This window comes from Duganella callida (genome assembly GCF_004614165.1).
Lineage (GTDB): Bacteria > Pseudomonadota > Gammaproteobacteria > Burkholderiales > Burkholderiaceae_D > Rugamonas > Rugamonas callida.
In genome coordinates this window covers 12265-36093 of the sequence record NZ_SPVG01000005.1, presented here as the reverse complement: position 1 = coordinate 36093, position 23829 = coordinate 12265, and the positions used below count along the sequence as shown (strand labels likewise).

Here is a 23829-nt window from a genome sequence, read left to right as displayed (position 1 = left end):
GGCCGTCGCCGGCCGGGATTTTCAGCGCCGGCGTGATCATCACCGTGGCGCTGAGCACATTGCTGGCGGTCGCGGAGGCCGGCCGCCGGCGCCGGCATGAGGTCCTGGCCGGCCAGGCGCGACTGGCCGCCATCGTCGACAGTTCGGCCGATGCCATCATCGGCAAGGATTTGCAGGGCCGGATCACCAGCTGGAATCGCGGCGCCGAGCGCCTGTTCGGCTACAGCGCCGAGCAGGCGCTGGGACGGACGGTGGGCGAACTGCTGGTGCCGCCCCACCTGCAACACGAGGAGCGCGCGATCCTGCGCCGGCTGTCCGCCGGCGAAACGGTGCCCGATGTCGAAACCCAACGCCAGCACCGCGATGGCCATTTGATCGACGTGTGGGTGGCGGTGGCGCCGGTGCGCCATCCGGACGGCAGCGTCATCGGCGCCGCCAAGACGGTACGCGACATCACCGAACGGCGCGCGGCCGAGCTGCGCGTCCGCGCGGCCAACGCGCGCCTGGAAGATACGGTGGCGCAGCGCACGGCGCAGCTGCGCGATACCAATCTGATGCTGAGCAACGTCTTGGACGCGGCCACCGGCGTGGCCATCATCGCGTGCGCCAATGACGGCAGCATCACGGTGTTCAACCGCGGCGCCGAACGGATGTTGGGCTACCAGGCCGATGAGCTGTTACACCGCGCCACGCCCATGCGCTTCCATGATGGCGACGAAGTGGCGGCCCGCGCCGCCGAGCTGAGCACCATGGAGGGGCGGCCGGTGGATCCGTTCCGCGCGGTGGTGCTGGTGGCCGAACGGGCCGGCGCCGAGACGCGTGAGTGGACCTATGTGCGGCGCGACGGCGGCCGGCTGGCGGTGTCGCTGATCGTCACCGCGATGTACGGCGCACAGGGCGAGCGGGCCGGCTATCTCGGGGTGGCGATGGACATCACGCAGCGCCGCGAACTGTTGAGTTCCCTGGAACAGGCCAAGGAGCAGGCATTGGCTGCCAGCGCCGCCAAATCGAATTTCCTGGCCAACATGAGCCATGAGATCCGCACGCCGATGAACGCCGTGCTGGGCATGCTGCAACTGGTGCAGGGCACGGCGCTGGCGCCGCGCCAGCGCGACTTCGTGGCCAAGGCGGACAGCGCCGCGCGGGCGCTGCTGCAATTGCTCAACGATGTGCTGGATTATTCCAAGATCGAGGCCGGCAAGCTGCAACTCGACCCGCATCCTTTCGACGTCGACGCGCTGCTGCGCGATCTGGCGGTCATTTTGGCGGGCAACCAGGGTGACAAGGACGTCGAAGTCATTTTCGATCTCGACCCGCGCCTGCCGCCGATTCTGATCGGCGACCGTTTGCGGCTGCAGCAGATATTGATCAATCTGGCCGGCAACGCGCTGAAGTTCACCGCGCGCGGCCACGTGACGGTGGCGCTGCAGGTGCTGGCCTGCGATGGCGGTCGCCTGCGCTTGCAGGTCAGCGTGGCGGACAGCGGCATCGGCATCGGCGCCGAACAGCAGGCGCGCATCTTCGACGGCTTCACCCAGGCCGAGGCCTCGATTTCCCGGCGCTACGGCGGCAGCGGCCTGGGCCTGGTGATCAGCCGCCGCCTGCTGGCGTTGATGGACAGCCAACTGCAGCTGGAGAGCCGTCCCGGCCACGGCAGCCGCTTCTGGTTCGAGCTGACGCTGGGCTACGGCGAGGCGGCGCCGTCGCCGCAGGCCGGCCCGCTGGCAGTGCTGGTGACGCATGCGCACGCAGCGGCTGGCGCAGCGTTGCAGCGCATGTGCAACGGGCTGGGCTGGCGCGTTGCCGTGGCTGCCTGCGCCGGCGAGGCGTGCGCCTTGCTGCGCAGCCAACCGTTCGACGCGGTGCTGCTTCAGGCCGCATTGGCACAGCGCGAGGAGGTGGTGCAACAGCTGGCGGAGCAAGCGCAGCCACCGGCGCTGGTGCTGCTGACCGCGGCCGGTAACGCGGCGGAAACGGCCACAGTGCTGGGTCTGCCGGCCACCCCGCAACAACTGGCCGCGGCGGTGCGCCACGCGCGCGAGGCGCCGGCAACGGACCTCGCGGCGCCGCCAGCGCCGCAGCGTCTGGTCGGCCTGCGCGTCTTGCTGGTGGAGGATAACGCGCTCAACCGCGAAGTGGCGGGGCAACTGCTGGCCAATGAAGGCGCGCTGGTGGAACTGGCGGAAAACGGCAGCGATGGCGTGCAGCGCGTGCTGCGCGCCGCCACGCTGCCGGACGTGGTGCTGATGGATATGCAGATGCCCGAGATGGATGGATTGGAGGCGACACGCCGCATCCGGGCGGCGGTCGGCTCCGGCCTGCGCATCGTGGCGATGACGGCCAATGCCGGCGATGGCGACCGTGCCGCCTGCCTGGCGGCCGGCATGAATGAGCATGTCGGCAAGCCGATTGATCTCGAGCTGCTGGTTCGCTGTTTGCGTCAGCCAGGTGCGGTGGCGCCGTCGGCGCCGGCCGGCGTCGACCCCGGCGATGGCGATGAACCGCTCGCGGCCACCCTGGCGCGCTTCGGCGGTGATACCGGCCTCTACCGGCGCGCGCTGTCGATGTTCGGCGCGCAGAGCCAGCAACTGGCCGACCAGGCGGTCATGGCGCTGCGCCAGGGGGACCGCGCGGGCGCCGCGGCGGCGCTGCACACTTATAAGGGACTGGCGGCGACGCTGGGAGCGCGCGCTCTTGCGGCCGAGGTGAAGACACTCGAGCAGGCGCATCGACAGGAGCACACTGACGCCGGCATGGCGGAGCGGATCAACGCGCTGTGTCAGCTTGGTGAGGAAACGCGCGCGCGGCTCCTGCGGCGGCTCGACGGGGACCAGCCGGCGCCGATGACCGACGCCATGGCAACGGTCGCTGCGTCAGCCGGTGCGGTGGCGCTGGAGTTGGACGTGCTGGAGCAACTGCTTGCCAGCGCCAATATGCGTGCCCTGCAATGGGTCGAGCGCCTGGCCGGCGAGGGCGATCCGGTGCTGGCGCAGGTTGCGCGCTGTCTGAACGAACTGAATTTCGCGCGCGCGCTGGATTTGCTACATGGGCGCGTGCAGGTTCCAGTGCCGGCAGTCGCGCCGGTCTGACCGGCGTGCGGCAAACGTTGCCGGTGGGATTTGTGTGGAGCCCGCCCGCAGCGGTCAACATCAACATTGTACGCGGGACCCCTGGCGTTGCCACCGGCGCGTCCGAGGCGGAAACTTTCTGGTGCGCAGTCGGACCCGCCGTGGCCTGCGCGGCGTCAAGCTAGCTTTTCGGCTCCGGTACCGGTCGTCCGTCACTGCGCGGGTGCGACTTGCCGCACCGATGGCTCCGCAGCTGAAATGATAAGGTTAAGCCGACTCTGTCGATCGCCGCGCGCTTTGGTGGCGCCGGATTCCACGGCCCTGGCTGCCGTCACCTACTGAAAGGAAGACGATGAATCGTTTCAAGGATAAGACTGTACTGATCACGGGGGCCGCGTCCGGCATGGGCCTGGCTGCCGCGCGCCGCTTTCTCGATGAGGGTGGGCGCGTGGTCATGCTCGACATAGACGAATCCAGCCTCAAAGAGGCGGCAGGGAAATTGCCGCAGGACCGTGTGCTGGTGCATGTGGGCGACACCGCCGAACAAAAGACAGCAGTTGCCGCCGTCCAGGCGACATTGGCTCGCTTCGGCGGTCTGGATGTGCTGATCAACAATGCCGGGGTCGCCAGCGAGGGCGATATCATGCAGACCAGCGCGGAAGACTTCGAGCGCGTGATGGCGGTCAATGTTGCTGGTTATTTTCACATGGCCAAGGCGGCGATGCCCGAGCTCGTGAAAGCGCGCGGTGCGATCGTCATGACGTCCTCGGTGTCGGGCCTGGGTGGAGACTGGGAGATGTTTGCCTATAACACGTCGAAGGGCGCGGTCAGCAATATGGTGCGAGCGATGGCGCTGGACGCCGCAAAGGATGGCGTCAGGGTCAACGCGGTCAATCCCAGCTTCACGAAAACCGGCATGACCGAGGATATGCTGAAGGATGAAAAACTGGTGGCCAAGTTCAGGGAACGCATGCCACTCGGCGCCCCCGAGGACGCGGATGGCGTCGCCGCGGCGATGGCTTTCCTGGCCAGCGACGACGCGCGTCTCATCACGGGTGTCAATCTGCCGGTGGATGCGGGGCTGCGGGCGTCCAACGGGCAGCCACCCCAATAACAGTCAGGCCTAGGCTTGGGAAAGTCGGTGCGCGTGGGCTGCTGACGAACCAGCGCGATGCCGCGCTGGATGCGGCTGTGCCGGTGCCGCTGGCCGGCTGGCGCGCAGCGACGATCCACCCGCTCGGCTCGCCGCCGTGATTAACTGGTCGGAGCGCCAACCGCGCGAGGATCACATCTCATGCCCCACGCCCGGGCGCCGCATCCTTTGCACGCGCGCTGATCGGCATGCGTCTGCCGCGCCCCCATAGCACCAATACGCATAGCGGCAACAGCACGAAATTCAGCGGCAGCACGGAGAACTCGCGCCGACTTGCGTGAAAGGCGATTGCCAGCACTTGCAGCAGGACGCAGCCGCCCGCAGCAAAAACGGTCAACTGCGGACGGATGCGGGTCAGCGAGGGGAGTAACACGCCGGCAGCGCCAAGCAGGTCCACCAAACCGATCGCGCGTACGAAGGGTGATGGGTAGTCTCCCGGCCAGGTCATCATGGCGGCGAGATCGGCAATCGGCATAAACAGTTTGAAGAAACCCGAGGCGGCAAATACGATAGCCACGGCGACCTGGGCGAGCCACAGGCCCGCGGTTAAATAGCGGCAGTGGCCGGAACGTGGAGAGGAAGTCATGTGGGAGCTGATCCAGAGTTATTGATGAGCTGATACTATGTTTTCTTTTCCCGGAAATCGATATGTCCAAAGGCAAATCATCATTTCTCAACCAGGAAACATTGACGACGATCGACCTGATTGGCCTACGTGTTTTTTGCGAGATCGTTGACAGCGGAAGTCTGACTGCAGCAGCTCATCGCCTAGGCATGGGAGCGCCGATGATCAGTAAGCACCTGGCGCGCCTTGAACGCAGCCTTGCCGCGCGCCTGCTGAACCGCACCAGTCGCAGCATGAGCCTGACCGAGGCGGGCAGGCTGTTCCACGAGCAAGCCATGCAAGCGCTTGAGATTTTGGATACTGGTGTCGCTGCCGTCGGCCAGGTCACTGGATCGCCACGTGGCGAGCTGAAAATCAGCGCGCCCGTGTGGATCGCGACGCCGCGCTTCGCGGCGCTCATCGCCGACTATCAGCGGCGCTGTCCTGGTGTCCGTCTCGATGTCCACTTGGAAAACCGCATGGTCGACCTGGTGGCCGAAGGTTTTGATCTTGCGCTGCGCATGAAGAACGATGCTTCGCAAAGTCTGATCTCACGGCAACTATGCGATGTGCAATTCTATTGCGTCGCCACACCGGAATTTTTGGCGCGATCCGCCGCAAAAAGCCAGGCTGGCGCCGCTCACTTGCCCGCGATGATCATGCCGAATCAGATGCAGTTCGGACGTCCCAAGATGCCAGCCGAGGGGATGTTGCTCGCGCCGGACCAACCAGTAGCAATGCGCTCGAACGACACCACCTTGAGCTACCATGCCGTCATGGCCGGAATCGGCGCCGCGTTTTTGCCTGGCTGGCTGGTGGCTGATGACCTCGCCAGTGGTCGCCTGCTGCACTGCGGTGACGTCGATAAGACCTATCAGGGCCGGGTATTTGCCGTCTATCCCAGCCGGCGGCATCAGGCGCTCAAGCTCCGTAGTTTTATCGATTTTTTGGTGGAAAATATGGACAGGCTTGAATCGCCACGAGTCGGCTAGACACGGCGCGCCGTACCACAGGGCTTCGCTGAAACGCGGTTCGCGACAGCCTGTCATTGAATCCGTGCCGGCGCCTTCCTCAAAATCGCGGCCGGCCTTGCCGGCGGCCTGTGATCCCGTCGAATAACGATCAGAGGCGTTATCCTTCGCTCAGCCAGCCTGCCAGCCGCCGCCGAGGGCCTTGTAGAGCGATACCGTGGCCTGCAGGCGCTTGAGTTTCAGTTTCCCCAGCTCGTTTTGCACGTCCGACAGGTTGCGTTGGGTATCGAGCACGGTCATCAAGTCTTCCGCCCCCGCCTTGTAGCGGATCTCGGACAGATTGAAAGCCACACGCGTCTGTTCCAGTTCCACCTCTTTCAAGCGGCGCTGCTCATCCAGACTATTGATCTGGCCCAGCACCGTGTCCACTTCCGCCAGGGCCGAAAGGACGGTCGAGCGGTAGTTCTGCACCAGTTCCTGCTTTTGTTCGATGGCCAGGTCACGCTCGGTCCGGAGGCGCCCGCCATCGAAAATCGGCGCCACCAGCGAGGCGCCCACATTCGCGAACAGAGTCTGGGCATTGAGCAGCGACGTCAAGGCACTGCTTTGCGTGCCGGTCGATCCGGTCAGACGTATGCTGGGAAACAAGGCCGCGCGCGCCGCTTCGACGTTGGCGCTGGCGGCCGCCAGCATCGCTTCCGAACGGCGGATATCGGGACGCCGCGACAGCAGTTCGGACGGCATACCGGCCGTCACCTGCGGCAGGTGGATGCTGGCGAGTCCGTGATCACTGATCCTGAAGGTTTGCGGCGAGCGGCCGAGCAAAATGGCCAGCGCGGATTGCGCTTCGCGTTCCTGCTGGAGCAGATCGGGGATGGCGGCGCGTTGGCTGGCCACAGCGGAACGCTGACGTGCCAAATCGACCGTGGTGGCGGCGCCGACGCTGCTCTGGGCCTCGACCAGCGTCAGCACCCGCTCAGCGGTCCTGGTGTTTTCGCGTGCCATTTCCAGGCGGTCGTGCAGGGACAGAACCTGCAGATAAGTCGACACGATGCCACTGGTCACGGTGAGGGCGACGGTTTGACGATCGTAGAAATTGGCCCTGAGCGATGCCTCCGCGGCGGCGGCGCTGGCGGCATTCTTGCCCCAAAAATCGAGTTCGTACGACACCTGCAACTGGCCGCTCGATGCGAGATTGGCGTTGTGATGGCCGGCGAGCGGCAAATCCCGGCTGGCGCCGGCGTAAGCATCGACGGCGGGCAACAGGGCGACCCCGGCAATCCGCGCCTGCGCCTCCGCCTGGCGTACCCGCGACAGCGCGGCCGCCAGCTCCAGGTTGCTTTCCTGGCCCTCGCGCACCAGCTGGCTCAGCTCGTCGCTGCCGAAGCGTTGCCACCAGTGGCTGTCCGGCCATTCCTTGCTGCCCGCCTGGCTGGCCTGCGACCAGCCGGCCGGCAAGTCGACCGCCGGCGCCGGTTCCGTGGCCGGAATCGTGTGTGCACAGCCGGCCAGCAAAACCGCGCCGAGGCAGCCAGCCAGCATGTTTGTGTGCGGCATCGCCGAGAGTCTCAAGCGCCTAAGCGCAGTACCTCGGCTCATGGCATCCCCTTCGGCGCGGCCGGCCTAAGCGTAGGCGCTGGCGTCGGTACGGGACCGGTCAACACCTGCTCGCCCACCTCCAGGCCGGACAGCACTTGTGCCTGTTGTGCGGTGCGCATGCCGATTTTCACCTTGCGCGCCACGATGCGCCGATCGGGGTTCAGCACATGGACCTGATATATTCCCGCCGCGTCTGGTTTGCCCAGCAGGTTGACGGGCAGCAGCAACGCATCCTTGGCCTGGGCGACGATGAACTGCACCTGGGCCGTCATGCCGCTCATGAGCTCCTGTTCCGGATTATCGACCTCGAACAGGACGTTGTAAAAAGTCTGCTTGCCTTGCTCTCCGGTCCCCTCGGCCGGAACGGGAATCACCTGGCGCAACTTGCCTGACCAGGTGCGGCCGGCATAACCGGGGGTCGTGAAATTGGCCGTCATGCCGCGCCGCAGACGCGTCACATCGACTTCCGCGACGCGCGCCTGGACCGTCATTTGCGACAGGTCGGCAATCCGCAACAATGGCCCGCCCGTCTGGCCGATGCTCACCGTTTGTCCGGCGCGCGCATTCAGCGCCACCACGGTTCCGGAGAGCGGCGCCAGTACCTGCGTGTGTCGCATGCTTTCCTCATCGGATTTCAGCGTCGCCTCGAGCTGTTGGATTTGCGCGTGGATGGCGTCCATCCGGGCGCGGGCTGACGACAAACTCATGCGGCTGGCCTCGAAGCTTTCTTCGCGGGTGGCATTTTGTGCCTTGAGCTGCGTCTGGCGCTTGAACTGCAGCTCGGCGAAATCCGTCTGGGCTTGCTGATCCGCCAGTTCCGCCCGCAGGCGCGCCATTTGGGCGCGGTTGTTTTCCATCTGGTTGGCGCGGATCGTGGGCGAGATCTCCATCACCAGCTTGCCTTCGCGCACTGCGTCGCCGACGGCAACCGGCACATCCTTTATCTGGCCGGCGACCTGGACATTCACATCCGCAAACTGGTGGAATTGCAGTTTTCCGGTCGCTTCGACGGTTTGCTGCAGGTCGCCGCGCTGCACCGTGACCGTGTCTGACTTGACATCAGGTTCAGCCGAAGAGTGCGGCAATTCCTCGACGGCCGCCGGCGGGGCATCCGGCGTCTGGGCCAAGGAAATGTCGGCCTGTAGCGCCAACAGCGCCGCGGCCAGGCAAGTAAGCCGGCGGGGCCGGAAGGCAGTGGAGAAAATCGGGCGGCGGGAGCCGTCTGTTTCGTCGTTCATCGGTTTTACATCGTTAAAAACAGCGGCCATTCTAGCGCATTCAAGCGCAAGCATGATGCCTGGTCATCACTGGCTTTTTCCGCCCGCATCCGACGCCGCAGCGCCGTGGTGCTTGATGATCGCCGCGGCGCTGCCATCTTTCTGCATCGATGCACAGGCCGACTGCCATTTTGCGGTCAGCTGCGGCGCGGCGCCGGGCGCGCTGACCAGATACAGTCCGATCCTGCCGAGCTCCTTTCCGGTACGAAGCGTGCCGGCCGCTTCCCCGAGCTTTTGCTGCGTCGCCTTCAGCACCAGTGAAGTGGCGATCCAGGCGTCGATGCGACCCAGCGCCAATTTGCGCAGGTTGCTCTCCGCATTGGTGGCGCTCTGTATATTCTGCAAGCCGCTGCTGTGGGCAACCGTCTCTGCGGGGGAGCCGAGAATGACGCCGATGCGCAAGTGTCTGGCCGCTTCCAGTGAAGAGATGTCGGCATGGCTGTCTCTCGCCGCCACCAGGAAGAAACTGGTGTCATACAGCTTGCACAGCCACCGGTGCCTGTCCTCGGATTCGGCGGTGCGCCACATGGTGCCGATCGCATCGTTATCGGTACTGAGCAAATGGTGCAGCCGTTTGAGCGGCAGCGGTACGATCTGACCGCCGTACTGCGCGCGCCGGCCCATCTCCGTCATCATGTCGTATAACAGGCCCTGCGGAATGCCGTTCACGCGGTAATACAGTGGCGCGACGTCGTCGATGTAGACCTGCGGGGCGCCGTTGGCGAAACCGGTTCGAAGGAGCATAAGGCAGCAGAGTGCGCCCCTCAGCAGTATGGCTTTCTTGAATGTAAGCATAGATTGACCTGTTGAGGCAGTGCGAAAAATCGGACCAGCCGGCGCCGAGTAAACATCATGGCCAGTTTGCTGCCGATCATTCTAAATACCATCACGACATCGCAGCGAGTGGCCACAACGCAAGACACCATTTCGTTGCCCGTAATGACGCGGGCGCCGGCGGCGATCGACTACCTGCGGTTTTCGGAACGTTTGTTATATGATCGGCACATTTGCCATCTTATAATCGGTCCTACGTATTTTCTGGAAAGTTACCTTCGACCCGGCCGATATCGATCCCGGCCGCAGCCGGCGCGACGGTGTGCGGCGTGAAGAGGGACCGATACCCATTGAGGAAGTGGCCATGCGTCTGGCCGCCTGCTTCGGCAAGGAGAAAGCAGGCAGCCGCATCCTGCCCTGTCGCGGGCACAAACGGCCGGTGGCGGTCTGCTCAGCGATGGCGTGTTCTGGTTCGACAGGCGCACCTCGACAGTCCACCGGTACGGGACCGCTCGAATGAAGCCGGCGCGACGCTGAAAGCGGCCAGCATTTCCATGCCGGAAATCCAGGCAGCCTTGCGGATCGCGCGGGCGGACAATGCCGGTGGCGAGGACGCCGAGCTGGTGAGGTCGGCGGCGCGTCTGCTGGGCTTCAAACGTGTCGGCACCGAGTTGCAGGAGCGGCTGATGGCGGGCCTGGCCGCACTGGACACCGCGGCGGCTTGAACGCGGAGGCGCGCCAAACGATCAATCCGGTGAATTTAACGGTGTGGCGGGCCCGGGTGATTGACGGGAATCAACCGGCCTTCTAACATCGGCGGAGCTTGGCATGAACACTCAGATGAAACGCCGCTGACATGAACTTTGAATCAACTCCCTGCCGCGCCGCGGCGATGTTGCTCGCCTGCTGCCTGTCGCTGGCGCGCGCCGACGATACGCAACTGATCACCGACGAATTTGCCGGCGACCGCCTCGGCGCGCAATGGTCCTGGCTGCACAAGGTGGACGATGCCGGCTGGAGTCTGCGTGATCGTCCCGGTTATCTGCGCCTTCAGGCCACGCGGCCGCTGACGCTGGCGCAAAGCCTGTCCGGTCCGGTCTCGGGGATGCGCGTGCGGCTGGACATCGGCGCCCTGGCCGAACACCAGCGCGCGGGCCTGAGTCTGCTGGGCGCGCAGTCGGCATCCGTCGGAGTGGCGCGCGAGGGCGGCGTCAACTATCTGGTGTTCGCCAACGGCGCGCAGGAAACCCTGGGCAGCAGAATCGACGGCGATGCCGTTATTCTGCGTATCGAGGTGGTGAACCAGCAGACCCTGCAGTTTTCGTACGCGCTGAATGAGCAGGATGGCTACCACCAGGTAGGGCCGGTCACCCAGCTGTCCGATCCCGCGTGGTGGAAGGAGCGCCGTGTGGCGCTGTACAGCAATGTTACATTGGCGCAGCGGGCGGACCGCCGGCATCATGTCGACATCGACTGGTTCCGGATGACGCTCGAGCAGCCGCCGGCCGCCGCGGAGGAAATGTCCAGCGTCGAGGTGGTGGCCGCCCGCCCGACCAACAAGGTCGACCGCGATGTGTATGAGTTAAAGAACGATATCAGCGTCAGCAATGCGTCCGCCTCCGACGTGCTCAACAACGTGCCCTCGGTCACGGTGGATCAGGACGGCAATCTGACCCTGCGCGGCAATCCCAACGTACAGGTGATGGTCAACGGCAAGCGCGACGCGCAGTTCCAGGGCCAGAACCGGGGTGACGCGCTGAACGCCTTCCCGGCAGAAAATATAGAGTCGATCGAGGTGATCAACGTACCGGGCGCGGAATTCGGCAACGAGGGCGGCAGCGGTCCGATCATCAACCTGGTTCTCAAGCGTAACCGCAAGCCCGGCTCGCGCGCCAACCTGAGCGTCAACAAAAGCGACGGCAACCGCTACAACGCCTTTGGCAACGGCGAATATGCGGCCGGGCCGTACTCGCTGAGCGGCAATATCGGCATACGCCAGGATGAGCGCAGCGCGCACCGGGCGTCGCAACGCGAGGATCTGGACCCGCTGACCGGCGACACCATCGGCGGCAGCAACACCAGTTCCAACAGCCATTCGCCGCGCCGCTCGGTGACGATGGCGTCGACCTTCACCTACAACGTCGGCCAACTGGACCAGGCCGGCGCGACCGCCAGCTATTCGGCCATCCGCAACGCCAGCGACAGCGCCGGCAACACCTACCGCTACGGCCTGGGACAATTGCCGGTGGCGGATTTCAGCACGCGCTCGCACAGCGATTCGCCGGCCGACAACTTCGGCCTGGGGGCGTCCTACCTGCACAAGACCGGAGCACCGGGCGAGGAACTGAAGGCCGACCTGCGTTATACCGGTCAGACCAACAACTCGGATGCGGACGTCTGGTATGACTATCGCTTGCTGCCGCCGCGCGTGGTCACCAACAACCACCGCGAAACCGACCGCCGCAACCGCATCCTCGACATCAGCCTCGATTACCAGCGCACGTTCCTGGGTACCTGGCTGCTGAAGGCCGGCGGCAAATATGCCGACAGCAAGAACAACAACGCCACCAATTATCTGGCGCAAGACCCTGTCAGCGGCGCCTATGTGCCGGTGGCCAACCGCATCAGCGATTTCGTCTCGAATGACCGCAACGTGGCGATCTACGGCATTGTCAGCACCACGCTGCTGCGCGACGCGCACCTGCAGGCCGGCCTGCGCGGCGAATATACCGAGCTCGACGTGCGCCAGCCGCTGCCGGGCGAAGAGGACAAGTATTACTATCTGAATTGGCTGCCAAGTTTCTATGCAACCTACGACGTGAGCAAGACCGCGGTGCTGCAACTGCGCGCCAGCCGCCGCATCGCCCGGCCCAACGAGCGTGACCTCAATCCGAACCTGGTCTACCTGAGCGATTTCAGCGCGCGCCAGGGCAATCCGAATCTGGAGCCGGTGAACAATGACCTGACCGAGCTGTCCTACCGCGACAACTGGTTCGGCATCGACAGCAGCGTCACCCTGTTCAAGCGGCGCGAGTCGCCGGTGATCAGTTCGATCAGCTACCCGCTGGCCAGCGATCCGGATGTGCTGGTGACCTCGCCGCTGAATTTTGGCGCCAACGATTCGACCGGCGTGGACCTGGCGTTCAATATCCGCCGGCTGTTGCTGGATGGGCTGAGCGCCAACATCAGCAGCACGATTTCGAACGACCAGCGGCTGCGCGTTTCCAATCTGGCGTCGAGCCTGACCCAGACGCAAACCATACACCGCGAAAGCGCGAAGCTGCGGCTGGCCTATCAGATCGCGGCCGAATCGCTGCAGCTGATGGTCAATCACAATGGCGCCACGCTGAGCGGGCAGGGCGTCAACAAGGCGTTCACCATGACCAGTTTCTCGTGGCAGCACCGGCTGACGCCACGCATGACGTTGAACATGAATGTCAACAATGTGTTCCGCCTCGGCGATCTGGAAAGTACGGTGGAAAATGAGGTGCTGCGTACGCATAGTCTGACCAGCAGCCAGCCGCGCGTGTTTTCGATCGGCTTGCGCACGCAGTTTGGCGGGGTAACCGGCGATCAGAGGCTTCGCAACGGCGGCGCCCGGCGCGGCGATCTGTTCAATGGCAATAATGGCGAGCGTGGCGGCCCGAATCGCGGCGCCGGCGGCGGCGCTGGCCGTCCTGGTGGCGGCGATCCCGGCGGTTATTGAGCGCTGCCAGCGCCGCAGCGTGATCCAGGTCGCCGAATTGATCGAACAGGATGACTGGCAGCAGGTCGAGCGCGACCGGCCCACCCGTATCGACCTGGCGTGCGACACCGCACCCTAGCGGGCTAACGCGTGCGGTCGCTGCGGAAGGCCGATGTCGGCAACCCCGTTGATTCACCAGATCGGGTTGCGCCGACGCGTGCGAGGCGTCGCGCCCGCCCGCCTTGTCCTATCCAGCGGAACTGGTCCGGTGCTGTCGGCGCGACGGAGACGGCAATGACTCAATAGCGTATCGGTCAAATCGGTGAGCAATCGCGAAATGCTCAAGTGCGTGATCTTTTGCAAGTGTGGCCTATCACGCCGTGATTATGTCTTTAATATATAAAAAAAAGTTTTACCAATAACGGAGAGAGACATATGACGCAGACCCATCATGCAGGACCACGCACGCCCCTACGCCTGATCACACTGGCGGTGCTGGCGCTGGCAGGCGCCACGCAGGCGCAGGCCCAGGAACAAGCCAGGCAGAACAACAACGACGAAGCAGGCACCACCGTGATCGTGACGGGCTTCCGCGAAAGCCTGAATAACGCGCTCAACATCAAGAAAAATTCCGACGGCATCATCGACATCATCAAGGCCGAAGACATCTCCAAGTTCCCCGACGCCAATCTGGCCGAATCCATGCAGCGCGTCCCCGGCGTCTCGGTGGCGCTGGGCGATGGCGGGGAGGGCAAGCAGATCACCGTGCGCGGCTTGAATGCCGGCTTTACGCGCGTACGCATCAACGGCATCGAAGGCAGCAGCGCCACCGGCGCCTCGGACATCAACGGCAGCACCAACCGTGGCCGCGCCTTCGACTTCAGCGTCTTCGCGGCGGAACTGTTCAACAGCCTGGCGGTGCGCAAGACTTCCGACGCCAGCGTCGAAGAAGGTTCGCTGGGCGCCACGGTCGACCTGCGCACTGCGCGTCCGTTCGACTTCAAGGGTGAAACCGGCAGCATCGGCGTGCAGGGCCTGTACAACACCATCTCGGAAAAGACCCAGCCGCGGCTGACCGGGCTGTACACCAACCGCTGGGATACGCCGATCGGCAAGGTCGGCGCGCTGGTGTCGGTCGCGTATGCGAAGCGCAGCGCCATCGAGGATGGCTATGAGGCGGTGGACATCGTCTCGGCCAGCGTCAACGGCGGTTTCTGTTCGCCGGTCGGCGCCGCCACGCAGAACCCGGCCAACAATGCGGTCAAGGGCGTCACCGCGCAGAGCTGCGGCTTCGGCGTACCGCGCAGCAGCGATCCGACGGCTTACAACAGCGTGATCGGCCGCACCGATAACTATGGCGGTACGGTCGCCAACCCCTTGCCCGGATCGGGCGCGTTCCACCCGCGCATACCGCGCTACCGCCGCTCGCAGACCGACTACGAGCGCCTGGGCGCCACCGGCACGCTGCAATGGCGTCCCGACCGCGAAACGGAATTCAACCTCGACCTGCTGGGCGGCCAGTACAAGAACCGCCGCTACGACAACTACATCGAGGCGATTTCCTTCGGCCGTGACATGAGCGAAAACGGCAAGGGGCAGACTTCGATCGTGGACGCCCAGTTCAACAACAACGGCAGCTGGACCTACGGCAAATTCAACGGCGTCGACATCCGCAGCGAAGGGTTGGTCGACGTCTACAGCACCCTGTTCAAGCAGGGCGTGCTGACGGCGAAGCGTGACGTCACCGACAAGCTGACGGTGGATGCGATGTTCGGCGTTTCCAGCTCGCGCCTGAGCAACCCGATGCGCGCCACCGTGCAGATCGACGCGCCCAACGTCAACGGCTTCTCCTGGGACTTCAACCGACCCGGCGTGCCGTTGCTGAACTTCGGCATGGATGTGACCAACCCGAACAACTTCTCGTTCGGCACGCAGGCCGCGGATGGCACGGTGCACGGCAACTTCGTCGGCCGCTATCTGCTGACCACCAATCAGCTGAAAACCAGCTCGGTCAACGCCAGCTACGAGTTGAACGACAACTTCACCTTGCGCGCCGGCCTGTCGGAACGCAAGAACACCTGGTTCAACTATGAAGTGCCCTCGGGCGGCATTCCGACCCAAGGCTTGCCGGCCGGCGTCAACCTGTCCGACCTGACGCGCCAGATCAGCAACTTCGGCCGCACGCTGGGCGGCGGTGGCATTCCATCGTCCTGGGCCGCAATCGACCTGGATAAATTCCTGGCGGTCTACGATATCGAATGCCACTGCTCGAAAGTACCGTTGTCGGAATACCAGCTGGCCAGCCAGACCAAGCGCGAAGTGAAAGAAAAAATCGACGCCGTATTCTTCGCCACCGATTTCAAACTCAACGCCTGGGGACTGCCGCTGCGCGGCAACGCCGGCGTGCGCGGCGCCGACACCACCACCACCGCCATGCAGCTGATCAAGGACCCGGCCGGCGCGCTTGTGCCGCGTGTGGTCGAACACTCGTACCGCGACTGGCTGCCGGCGTTCAACGTCACCGCGACCCTGCCCAAAGACTTGCTGGTGCGCTTCTCGGCCGGCAAGACCCTGTCGCGCGCGGAATATGTCGACCTGTCGCCATCGGCATCGATCAACGTCAGCAACCAGTCGGTCTCGGTCGGCAACCCGACGCTGGACCCGATCCGCGCCGACACCTACGACCTGCAGGCCGAATGGTATTACGCCAAGAATGCCATGATCTCGCTGGGCGCCTTCCACAAGAACATCAAAACCTTCATCCAGCGCACCAGCGAGCTGATGCCGTATTCGGAACTGGGCCTGTCCAACTCCTACCTGACGGCGGGCGGCTGCTCGATCACCGGCGGCACGCCGGCCTGCCTGACGCAGCCCGATACCGAAGTCACCGTCAGCCGCATGGTGAATACCAAGGGCGGGCCGCTGGACGGCTTCGAATTCAACTGGCAGCTGCCGTTCACCTTCCTGCCGGGCGCGCTGAGCAACTTCGGCGCGCTGGCCAACTACACCCACGTGCGCTCCAAGATCACCTACATCACGCGGGTCGACAATCCGAAAACCCCTGCCAACGAACAGCTGACCGAAGTGGCCAACTTCGTCGGCCTGTCGCCGAACGCCTACAACGCCACGCTGTACTACGAAGACCGCAAATTCAGTGCGCGCGTCTCGGTGGCGCACCGCTCGGGCTTCCTGCGCGATGTGCTGCGCGACCAGAACGGTAGCGACCACTCGTTTGCCGATCCCTCGACCACGGTCGGCTTCTCGGCCTCCTACAACGTCACGCCGCAGCTGCGCCTGTCGTTCGAAGCGCAAAACCTGACCGCCGAGCCGCTACGCTACGGCAAGGACACCGAACGCAACGACACCCTGCTGTACGCCGAGCGCGGCCGCACCTACATGCTGGGCCTGAATTACAAGTTCTAACAGATCGGGGCTCTGACCCCGATGTTAGTTGGCGTGGGTGACGATGTCCGCGGGCTGGCCGGGAACGAGCAGTCCCTGGTCGACGGCGACCGGGATGTCACCGCGCATCGACGTATACTGCCAGTAGGTGAAATAAAGCGCACCGGGCGTGGCGACCGCCAGTTTTTCCAACCGGCGGAAGTCGCCTATATTCAATGTGCCCCGCTGATCCACCAGATTGATATCGCATAATCCACCCAACTGGTGCGGAATCACGTGCCCACGATGATATCCGGGCTCCGCCGTCAGCGGATGTCCGCGCATCCTCCCGCGGTCACGCTCGTGCGCCACCGGGCCATTGCTGATCGTCCAAGCGGCGATCAGGTGGCTTGCGGCGACATCAAACAGGTAAGAATAGCCTTCGAGGTTGATGGCCACGATTTCGTGCCTGGGCGTGCGACGCTTGTAATCGGTCAGCCAGATCTCCTGCAGATAAGGGACGACTCGGTTCTTCAGCGCCGAGAGGGATTCGGGCGACCGGCGCGGCGTTTTTCCGTCGATATCGGGATAGTTTGCCATTTGCCACTCCTTCAGCAATCGCGTCATGCAGCAGAGTTTACTCCAGAAGGTCGGCCGATTCGAGCGGCCGGCGGCGAAAATGTCGTAAAAATGCCTTCGTGTCTGCTGTCATATGTCTTATATAAGAGTTGTTGGTGTACAATAGCGGCCGGAACAGGCGCTGGATCACGTGATCACTTGCCTGCGCTGTAATCAACCTGACGAGACTCTTATGCTAGCTGCTTATCGTGACCACGTTGCCGAACGTGCATCCCTTGGTATCCCTCCGCTGCCGCTGTCGGCAGCCCAGACCACCGATCTGGTGGAACTCCTGAAGAATCCGCCCGCCGGCGAGGAACAATTCCTGGTCGACCTGATCACCAACCGCGTGCCGGCCGGCGTCGATGACGCCGCCAAGGTCAAGTGCGCCTTCCTGGCCGCCGTGGCCAAGGGCACGGAAACCTCGCCGCTGATCTCGCGTGAACTGGCGACCAAGCTGCTGGGCACCATGCTGGGCGGCTTCAACATCAAGCCGATGATCGACCTGCTGGCCGATGACGTGGTGGGCGACGTCGCCGCCGCCGGCCTGAAGAAAACCCTGCTGATGTTCGATTACTTCCACGACGTCAAGGAACTGGCCGACCAGGGCAATGCGCGCGCCAAGGGCGTGCTGCAGTCGTGGGCCGACGCCGAGTGGTTCACCTCGCGTCCGGAAGTGCCGGCCAGCCTTACCCTGACCGTGTTCAAGGTCTCCGGCGAAACCAACACCGACGACCTGTCGCCGGCACCGGACGCCACCACCCGTCCCGACATCCCGTTGCACGCGCTGGCCATGCTGAAGAACCCGCGTCCGGGCATCAATCCCGAAGAGCCGGGCAAGGTCGGTCCGCTGAAGCAGCTCGAAGCGCTGAAAGCCAAGGGCAACCTGGTGGCCTACGTCGGCGACGTGGTCGGCACCGGTTCCTCGCGTAAATCCGCCACCAACTCGGTGCTGTGGTTCACCGGCGAAGACATTCCGTTCATCCCGAACAAGCGTTTCGGCGGCGTCTGCCTGGGCACCAAGATCGCACCGATCTTCTACAACACCATGGAAGATGCAGGCGCACTGCCGATCGAACTGGATGTGACCCAGATGGAAATGGGCGACGTCATCGAACTGCGTCCATACGAAGGCAAAGCCCTGAAAAACGGCGCCGTGATCGCCGAATTCAAGGTCAAGTCGGACGTGCTGTTCGACGAAGTGCGCGCCGGCGGCCGCATTCCGCTGATCATCGGCCGCGGTCTGACCGCCAAGGCGCGTGATGCGCTGGGCCTGGCGCCGTCCGAACTGTTCCGCCTGCCGCAGAACCCGGCCGACACCGGCAAGGGCTACTCGCTGGCGCAGAAGATGGTCGGCCGTGCCTGCGGTCTGCCGGAAGGCCAGGGCATCCGTCCGGGCACCTACTGCGAACCGAAGATGACCACCGTCGGCTCCCAGGACACCACCGGCCCGATGACCCGCGACGAGCTGAAAGACCTGGCCTGCCTGGGCTTCTCGGCCGACCTGGTGATGCAATCGTTCTGCCACACCGCCGCGTATCCAAAAGTGGTGGACGTGAAGATGCACCGCGAACTGCCGACCTTCATCGAGAACCGCGGCGGCGTGGCACTGCGTCCGGGCGACGGCGTGATCCACTCGTGGCTGAACCGCCTGCTGCTGCCGGACACCGTCGGAACCGGCGGCGACTCGCATACCCGCTTCCCGATCGGTATTTCGTTCCCGGCGGGTTCGGGCCTGGTGGCGTTCGCCGCCGCCACCGGCGTGATGCCGCTGGATATGCCGGAATCGGTGCTGGTGCGCTTCAAGGGCAAGATGCAGCCGGGCGTGACCCTGCGCGACCTGGTCAACGCGATCCCTCTGTACGCCATCCAGCAAGGATTGCTGACGGTGGACAAGAAGGGCAAGAAGAACATCTTCTCGGGCCGCATCCTGGAAATCGAAGGTCTGCCGGATCTGAAGGTGGAACAGGCCTTCGAACTGTCGGACGCCTCGGCCGAGCGCTCGGCCGCCGGCTGCACCGTGCACCTGGACAAGGCGCCGATCATCGAGTACATGAACTCGAACATCACGCTGATGAAGTGGATGATCGCGAATAACTACCAGGACAAGCGCACGCTGGAACGCCGTATCAAGGCGATGGAAGCCTGGCTGGCCAACCCGCAGCTGCTGGCGCCGGACGCCGATGCCGAATACGCCGCCGTGATCGAAATCGACCTGGCCGACATCCACGAGCCTATCGTGGCCTGCCCGAACGATCCTGACGACGTCAAGACCCTGGCCGACGTGGCCGGCGACAAGATCGATGACGTGTTCGTGGGTTCGTGCATGACCAACATCGGTCACTTCCGTGCTGCCTCGAAGGTGCTGGAAGGGAAGTCCGATATTCCGGTCCGCCTGTGGATCGCGCCACCGACCAAGATGGACGCACAACAGCTGACCGCCGAAGGCCACTATGGCACCTTGGGCCGCACCGGCGCACGCATGGAAATGCCGGGCTGCTCGCTGTGCATGGGCAACCAGGCGCAGATCCGCAAGGGCGCGACCGTGATGTCGACCTCGACCCGTAACTTCCCGAACCGTCTGGGCCTGGAGACCAACGTCTACCTGGGTTCGGCCGAACTGGCGGCGGTATGCTCGGCCCTGGGCCGCATCCCGACCAAGGAGGAATACATGTCGCACATCGGCGTGATCGACAAGAACGCCGACCAGATCTATCGCTACATGAACTTCGACCAGATCGAAGAATTCCGCAGCGTCGCCGATTCGGTGAAGGTATAAATAGACTCAGGCAGCTAGTCTGAGCGGGCCCCAATAAGTCGGTGACGGTTTATTGGGGCTTTTTTCCCCAACGTTGCCGGCAGCCGGATTTTTGTCTCTATATGTTTTGCTTTCGGCCAAGAACAGATATTCAGAAGCTGCTGTGAGCCAAATGGATCAGTGGATAAGGTCTTCCCTGTCCATCCAGTGGAGAGCGGCCTGTCCGTTCGAAGCCCATTTTTTCGTAAAATCCAATAGCTTGACCGTTCTGCTCATTGACATCCGTTGTCATCGCCGGATGGAGCGCTAGGCCGTGACGGACTAAAGCCGCACCAATGCCCAGTCCTCTGACGGTAGGGTCAACGAATAGTGCCTCCATGTGGCCGTTATGAATAAGCATGAACGCTTGAGGATAATCGTTAGCGTCTACCGCCAACCAGAGCGCAGCTTTCGGGAGAAAGTCGCAAACCAATTCCTCAATGGCTTTGCGGTCTTCTGGCTTTGTAGGCAGGCTCTCCGTGCTCATCACTGACCCAGATCGATTGTAAGGCCCATCAATCCTATTAAGACATCATTCGCCAGCGTTCGCAGAATGATTGTTTTCAGTTGCCGTGATGAGTCCAGCGGCAGTTCTAGTACCGTCGCGGCACCGCCGGCGACGTCGCGGCCTGCGCCTTTGACTGTGGCCGGATCTGGAACGCGGACGCGGGCTGTTTTCAGGTCCACGCGCACGGGCAGCCGGCCGCAGAGCGGGAACTGGTAGTCGTCGATGAAGTAGTCTTGTTCGATGGGCCACCAGTTGTCCGGGTTGCGCAGGGCGGTGCGGGTTTGGGTGCCGTCGGTGTAGCTGACGATGATTTCGCCGTTGTCGATGCGGCTTTGCATGAAGTTGGTGGAGCCGGCCATCAGCAGGAAGGCGCGGTGCGCCTGGCCTTTGAGCGGGATGGTGACTTCATGTGGATAGTTGTCCCATTGGGAGGTAAAGACGATGTTCGGGCCGGTGCCCGCCGGCGTGGCGAAGCGCAGGCCATTGGGCAGCGTCAGTATGCCGCCCAGTGCGCGCAGGCCGGTGTCGTCGATAACAGGCAGGGCGTTCAGGTGGCCGGCCCAGGCGCCGATGCCTTGCGACGGCAAAGCCAATGTCACGTGCGGCGCGCGTGGGGATAGGTATTTGCCGGGCTTGAAGATATTGGTCACGCTGTCGTTGAACCAGGATTTCAGGTCCACCGGGACGGCGTTGATCGCGTCTCCGCTATTGGTCCAGGCCGGGCCGGATAATGTGCAGGCAGTCGGTTCCGGCTTGGGCGCGCGGGCATCAGCAACCCACCAGCTAAAATCGCCTTGGCTAACTTGATTGAATCCGTCTTCGGTGGCGCCGGTCAGTTGGGCGTTGAGCGGCACATCCCTCCATGCGATTTCGATGCGGGTCTGGGTGGAGAACGGTAGCTCGATACGCAGCTTGGGAGCACCGATTGCCTCGGCCAGCGATTGCCACGCGACCGGCTTGCCGTCTACCCGGACTTGCGCGACTTTGGCGCTGCGGGCGGGTAGTTCGAGCACCAGATGCCTGAAGCGTGCGCCGGTCTGAGTGACTTCCCATTTGTCCTGTTTGCCGTTGCGGCGGTAGGACAGCGTCAGGTCGGGATGGGTGAGGGTGGCGTGGTCCCACTCGGCCGGCAAGCCTGGCCGCAGCGTCAGCACGCCGGCCAGCGCGTCGGGGTGCACGCCGAACATGCCTTCGATGATGGTGCGCGACATGATGCCGACACCATCGGCAAAGTCGCGCTGTGCTTCGCGGCGGTAGACGTCCAGGTAGTTCAGGGTGCCGATGTTGCCGGGACTGATACCCATGTACAGACTGGCCAGCACGGCGCCCTTGGTGATGTCGAAGGCAGTGTCGGCGCGTCCGGCCTGCCAGTAGGCCAGTGCAGTGTGCAGGTTTTCGCCGAACACCACGTTGTTGATCGACCAGGCATAAGGCATCCAGTCGGACTCGGACAGCATATGGTAGGGGCGGTCGGCCGGTACGCCTGGGCCGCCGACCGGGATCGCCTTCAGGTGCGTGTCGAGATCGGCGGCCATACGTGCGGCCTCGAATGCGGTCGGTACCTTTGAATCGATGGTGTGATAGAAGCTCCACAGACCGTAACTTGGATGCAGCAGCTGCTTGCCCAGCAGGTCCCGGTACTCGGCAAATGCGCCGCGTTCGGGCATCCACAGTTGCTGTCGCATGGCGCGGCGGATGGCGTCGGCTTCGCGCTGATAGGGCGCGGGGTCTTTGCCGATCAGGCGCGCGATGCGGGCGGCCATTTCGTTGTGCCACGCATTGTAGGCGGAAGCATGGGTGGTGCCGCCACCGTTGTAATACACGTCGTCGCTGGCCCAGATGGCGGCGTAGGCGTCGTACAGGGGCAGGTGGTCGGGGCCGAATTCGCGGCGGAACAGACGGCGCTCCCAGGCGAGGTGGCGTTCCAGCACTGGCCACACTTCGCGCGCATAGGCCAGGTCGCCAGTCCACAGCAGATGGCGTAGCAGCGCATCGATGAACACCAGGTTCATGTCGTAGTGCGACTTGCTCATCGCGCCGTTCGAGTGCAGCCCCGGTTCGTTACGGGCGAGGTTGGCTTTCGGATCGGCGGGCGGCGGGGAGGCCGGAATGGCCGAGGTGTCCTGGCGTTCGGTCCAGACGTCGAAGTTGTCGCGTGCGCGTTCGTGCCAGCCGAGGGCATCGAGCGCGTATGGGCCGCGCCAGCCGAGGAGCTTCATGCGCCAGGCGATGGCGCCGTGCATGATGGCGTGTTGTTCTTCGTCCCAGACGGCATCGGCGGCGACGTTGAGCGCGCCCATGGCGGCGTTCAGCCACGGATCGGGAGTGTCGATGCGTACGCGGTTGCGGACTTGGGTGACGTGTTCGCGCGCTTCCGCGAAGCGGCGGGGCAGGTCGGTGGGAGCAAGGCGGGGTAGCAGGGAAGGCGGCGCGGGCATCATGCCGGCTTGCGCCTTCGGCGGCTGCACGGCGATGACCTGTAACGCCAGGTCGATGGTCCGTGCGCCGATCGGCAGTGTGCCGATGGCCACCGCCGGGGCATCGCCGACAGCGGAAGCCAGAAGTGGCGCAGGCTTGTTCCACAGGCCGGCGTCCGCCAGGCGCCAATACATCGCAGCGCCTGCGGCATCGGCGCCATTGCTCCGGCCTGGCCGGGCAAGGCCTGCACCGGCCGGATTGACGTTATTCGCACCGGCCGTCTGCGCGCCGCCGTTCACGGTCGCGCTGATCGTCGCGTGACGCGCCGTCGCCACGAAGCCATGCGCATCCACGCTGTACTGAGTGCTGCGCGCATAATCCGGCGAGAACTGGAAGAATTCGCTGATCGGCACGCGCTCGCTGCCGATGTCGCCGCCGCGCTGGCCTTTCTGGCCGTTACCAGGGCCGAAGGCGATGAGCAATTCGGCGCCGGCAGGCAGGTTCGAGCCGCTGATCTGCAGGCCGAGCCCCTGGGTGACAGCGTAGGCGACGGCCGCCACGCGCAACCGGCCCTGTGGTCCCAGCAACGGATCGGCAATCTCGTACTGCAGCTCGCCGGGACGATAGCGCGTGGTGATGTCGGCCGCGTTGTGCAGCCAGATCGCGCCGGCCTCCGTGCGCAGGCCTAGCCGCAGATTGCCGTCGCGGCCGGGCAGGTAGAGCGAGAACTCCGGCTTGTCGCCGCCATCGACGCGAAAAGCATCGTTGGCGCCGTACAGCGAGCGGTTGAAGAATTCCCCGCCGTTGCGGATCACGAAGTCCGCTCCCTCCGGATGGTAGCGCAAGGGCTGCGCGATCCGCCCTTGCAGGTTGGGCCGCAACGTGGTGTTGCGGATCTCAGGCGAGTCGTCCGCCTGCGCCAGGGACAGGCCCAGGCAGACGATCAGCGGCAGCAGGAGGAAGCGCTTTTTCATGC

15 protein-coding genes are annotated in these 23829 nt (G+C 64.0%); 8 read left to right on the top strand and 7 right to left on the bottom strand.

Going from position 1 to position 23829, the window contains the following annotated elements; translation table 11 throughout:
• Positions 1–32 precede the first annotated feature (32 nt).
• Together E4L98_RS00340 and budC are read left to right on the top strand one after the other, a co-directional pair.
• Positions 33–3089 (top strand): hybrid sensor histidine kinase/response regulator, encoded by a 3057-nt coding sequence (locus E4L98_RS00340; protein WP_167761236.1) that lies wholly within the window; start codon positions 33–35, stop codon positions 3087–3089.
• A gap of 331 nt (positions 3090–3420) precedes the next feature.
• Complete coding sequence (gene budC, locus E4L98_RS00335; protein ID WP_135199570.1) at positions 3421–4182, top strand: meso-2,3-butanediol dehydrogenase; 762 nt, start codon at positions 3421–3423, stop codon at positions 4180–4182.
• 178 nt (positions 4183–4360) lie between these two features.
• Here the strand turns inward: budC and E4L98_RS00330 are convergent, their stop codons facing one another.
• A complete protein-coding gene (locus E4L98_RS00330; RefSeq protein ID WP_135199569.1) occupies positions 4361–4807 on the bottom strand; it encodes a DoxX family protein in 447 nt (148 codons plus the stop codon).
• A gap of 62 nt (positions 4808–4869) precedes the next feature.
• On the opposite strand from E4L98_RS00330, the gene E4L98_RS00325 reads away from it, so the two are divergent.
• A complete protein-coding gene (locus E4L98_RS00325; protein WP_229257159.1) occupies positions 4870–5817 on the top strand; it encodes a LysR family transcriptional regulator in 948 nt (315 codons plus the stop codon).
• A gap of 150 nt (positions 5818–5967) precedes the next feature.
• Here the strand turns inward: E4L98_RS00325 and E4L98_RS00320 are convergent, their stop codons facing one another.
• The 3 genes from E4L98_RS00320 to E4L98_RS00310 all read right to left on the bottom strand — a co-directional run bounded on the left by E4L98_RS00320 (position 5968) and on the right by E4L98_RS00310 (position 9467).
• Positions 5968–7338, bottom strand: a complete 1371-nt coding sequence (locus tag E4L98_RS00320; RefSeq protein WP_229257158.1) for an efflux transporter outer membrane subunit — start codon at positions 7336–7338, stop codon at positions 5968–5970.
• A 53-nt stretch (positions 7339–7391) separates the two neighbouring features.
• Complete coding sequence (locus tag E4L98_RS00315) at positions 7392–8633, bottom strand: efflux RND transporter periplasmic adaptor subunit (RefSeq protein WP_229257157.1); 1242 nt, start codon at positions 8631–8633, stop codon at positions 7392–7394.
• 66 nt (positions 8634–8699) lie between these two features.
• Positions 8700–9467: a substrate-binding periplasmic protein gene (locus tag E4L98_RS00310; RefSeq protein WP_135199567.1), complete on the bottom strand. Its 768-nt coding sequence runs from the start codon at positions 9465–9467 to the stop codon at positions 8700–8702.
• 533 nt (positions 9468–10000) lie between these two features.
• On the opposite strand from E4L98_RS00310, the gene E4L98_RS29875 reads away from it, so the two are divergent.
• The 4 genes from E4L98_RS29875 (at position 10001) to E4L98_RS00295 (ending at position 16554) form a co-directional block, all read left to right on the top strand.
• On the top strand, positions 10001–10171 hold the full coding sequence (locus tag E4L98_RS29875) for a hypothetical protein (RefSeq protein ID WP_167761235.1): 171 nt from the start codon (positions 10001–10003) through the stop codon (positions 10169–10171).
• 131 nt (positions 10172–10302) lie between these two features.
• Positions 10303–13152: an outer membrane beta-barrel protein gene (locus E4L98_RS00305; protein ID WP_135199566.1), complete on the top strand. Its 2850-nt coding sequence runs from the start codon at positions 10303–10305 to the stop codon at positions 13150–13152.
• Entirely contained in the window at positions 13082–13270 is a 189-nt protein-coding gene (locus E4L98_RS00300) for a hypothetical protein (protein ID WP_135199565.1), read from the top strand. Before E4L98_RS00305 ends, E4L98_RS00300 begins: the two co-directional genes overlap by 71 nt.
• A gap of 296 nt (positions 13271–13566) precedes the next feature.
• Complete coding sequence (locus tag E4L98_RS00295; RefSeq protein WP_135199564.1) at positions 13567–16554, top strand: TonB-dependent receptor; 2988 nt, start codon at positions 13567–13569, stop codon at positions 16552–16554.
• A 24-nt stretch (positions 16555–16578) separates the two neighbouring features.
• On the opposite strand, the gene E4L98_RS00290 is transcribed toward E4L98_RS00295, so the two are convergent.
• Positions 16579–17112 carry a DNA/RNA non-specific endonuclease gene (locus E4L98_RS00290; RefSeq protein WP_135199563.1) on the bottom strand — a complete coding sequence of 178 codons (534 nt, stop codon included), beginning with the start codon at positions 17110–17112 and terminating at the stop codon, positions 16579–16581.
• Positions 17113–17323: 211 nt separating this feature from the next.
• On the opposite strand from E4L98_RS00290, the gene acnB reads away from it, so the two are divergent.
• Complete coding sequence (acnB, locus tag E4L98_RS00285) at positions 17324–19909, top strand: bifunctional aconitate hydratase 2/2-methylisocitrate dehydratase (RefSeq protein ID WP_135199562.1); 2586 nt, start codon at positions 17324–17326, stop codon at positions 19907–19909.
• 130 nt (positions 19910–20039) lie between these two features.
• Here the strand turns inward: acnB and E4L98_RS00280 are convergent, their stop codons facing one another.
• The gene (locus E4L98_RS00280; protein WP_135199561.1) at positions 20040–20414 is read right to left on the bottom strand and encodes an acetyltransferase; all 375 of its coding nucleotides are present in this window, start codon (positions 20412–20414) and stop codon (positions 20040–20042) included.
• Positions 20414–23827, bottom strand: coding sequence for a DUF4450 domain-containing protein (locus tag E4L98_RS00275; RefSeq protein ID WP_135199560.1), 3414 nt, complete (start codon positions 23825–23827; stop codon positions 20414–20416). The genes E4L98_RS00280 and E4L98_RS00275 overlap by 1 nt, the downstream gene beginning before the upstream one ends.
• Positions 23828–23829 lie beyond the last annotated feature (2 nt).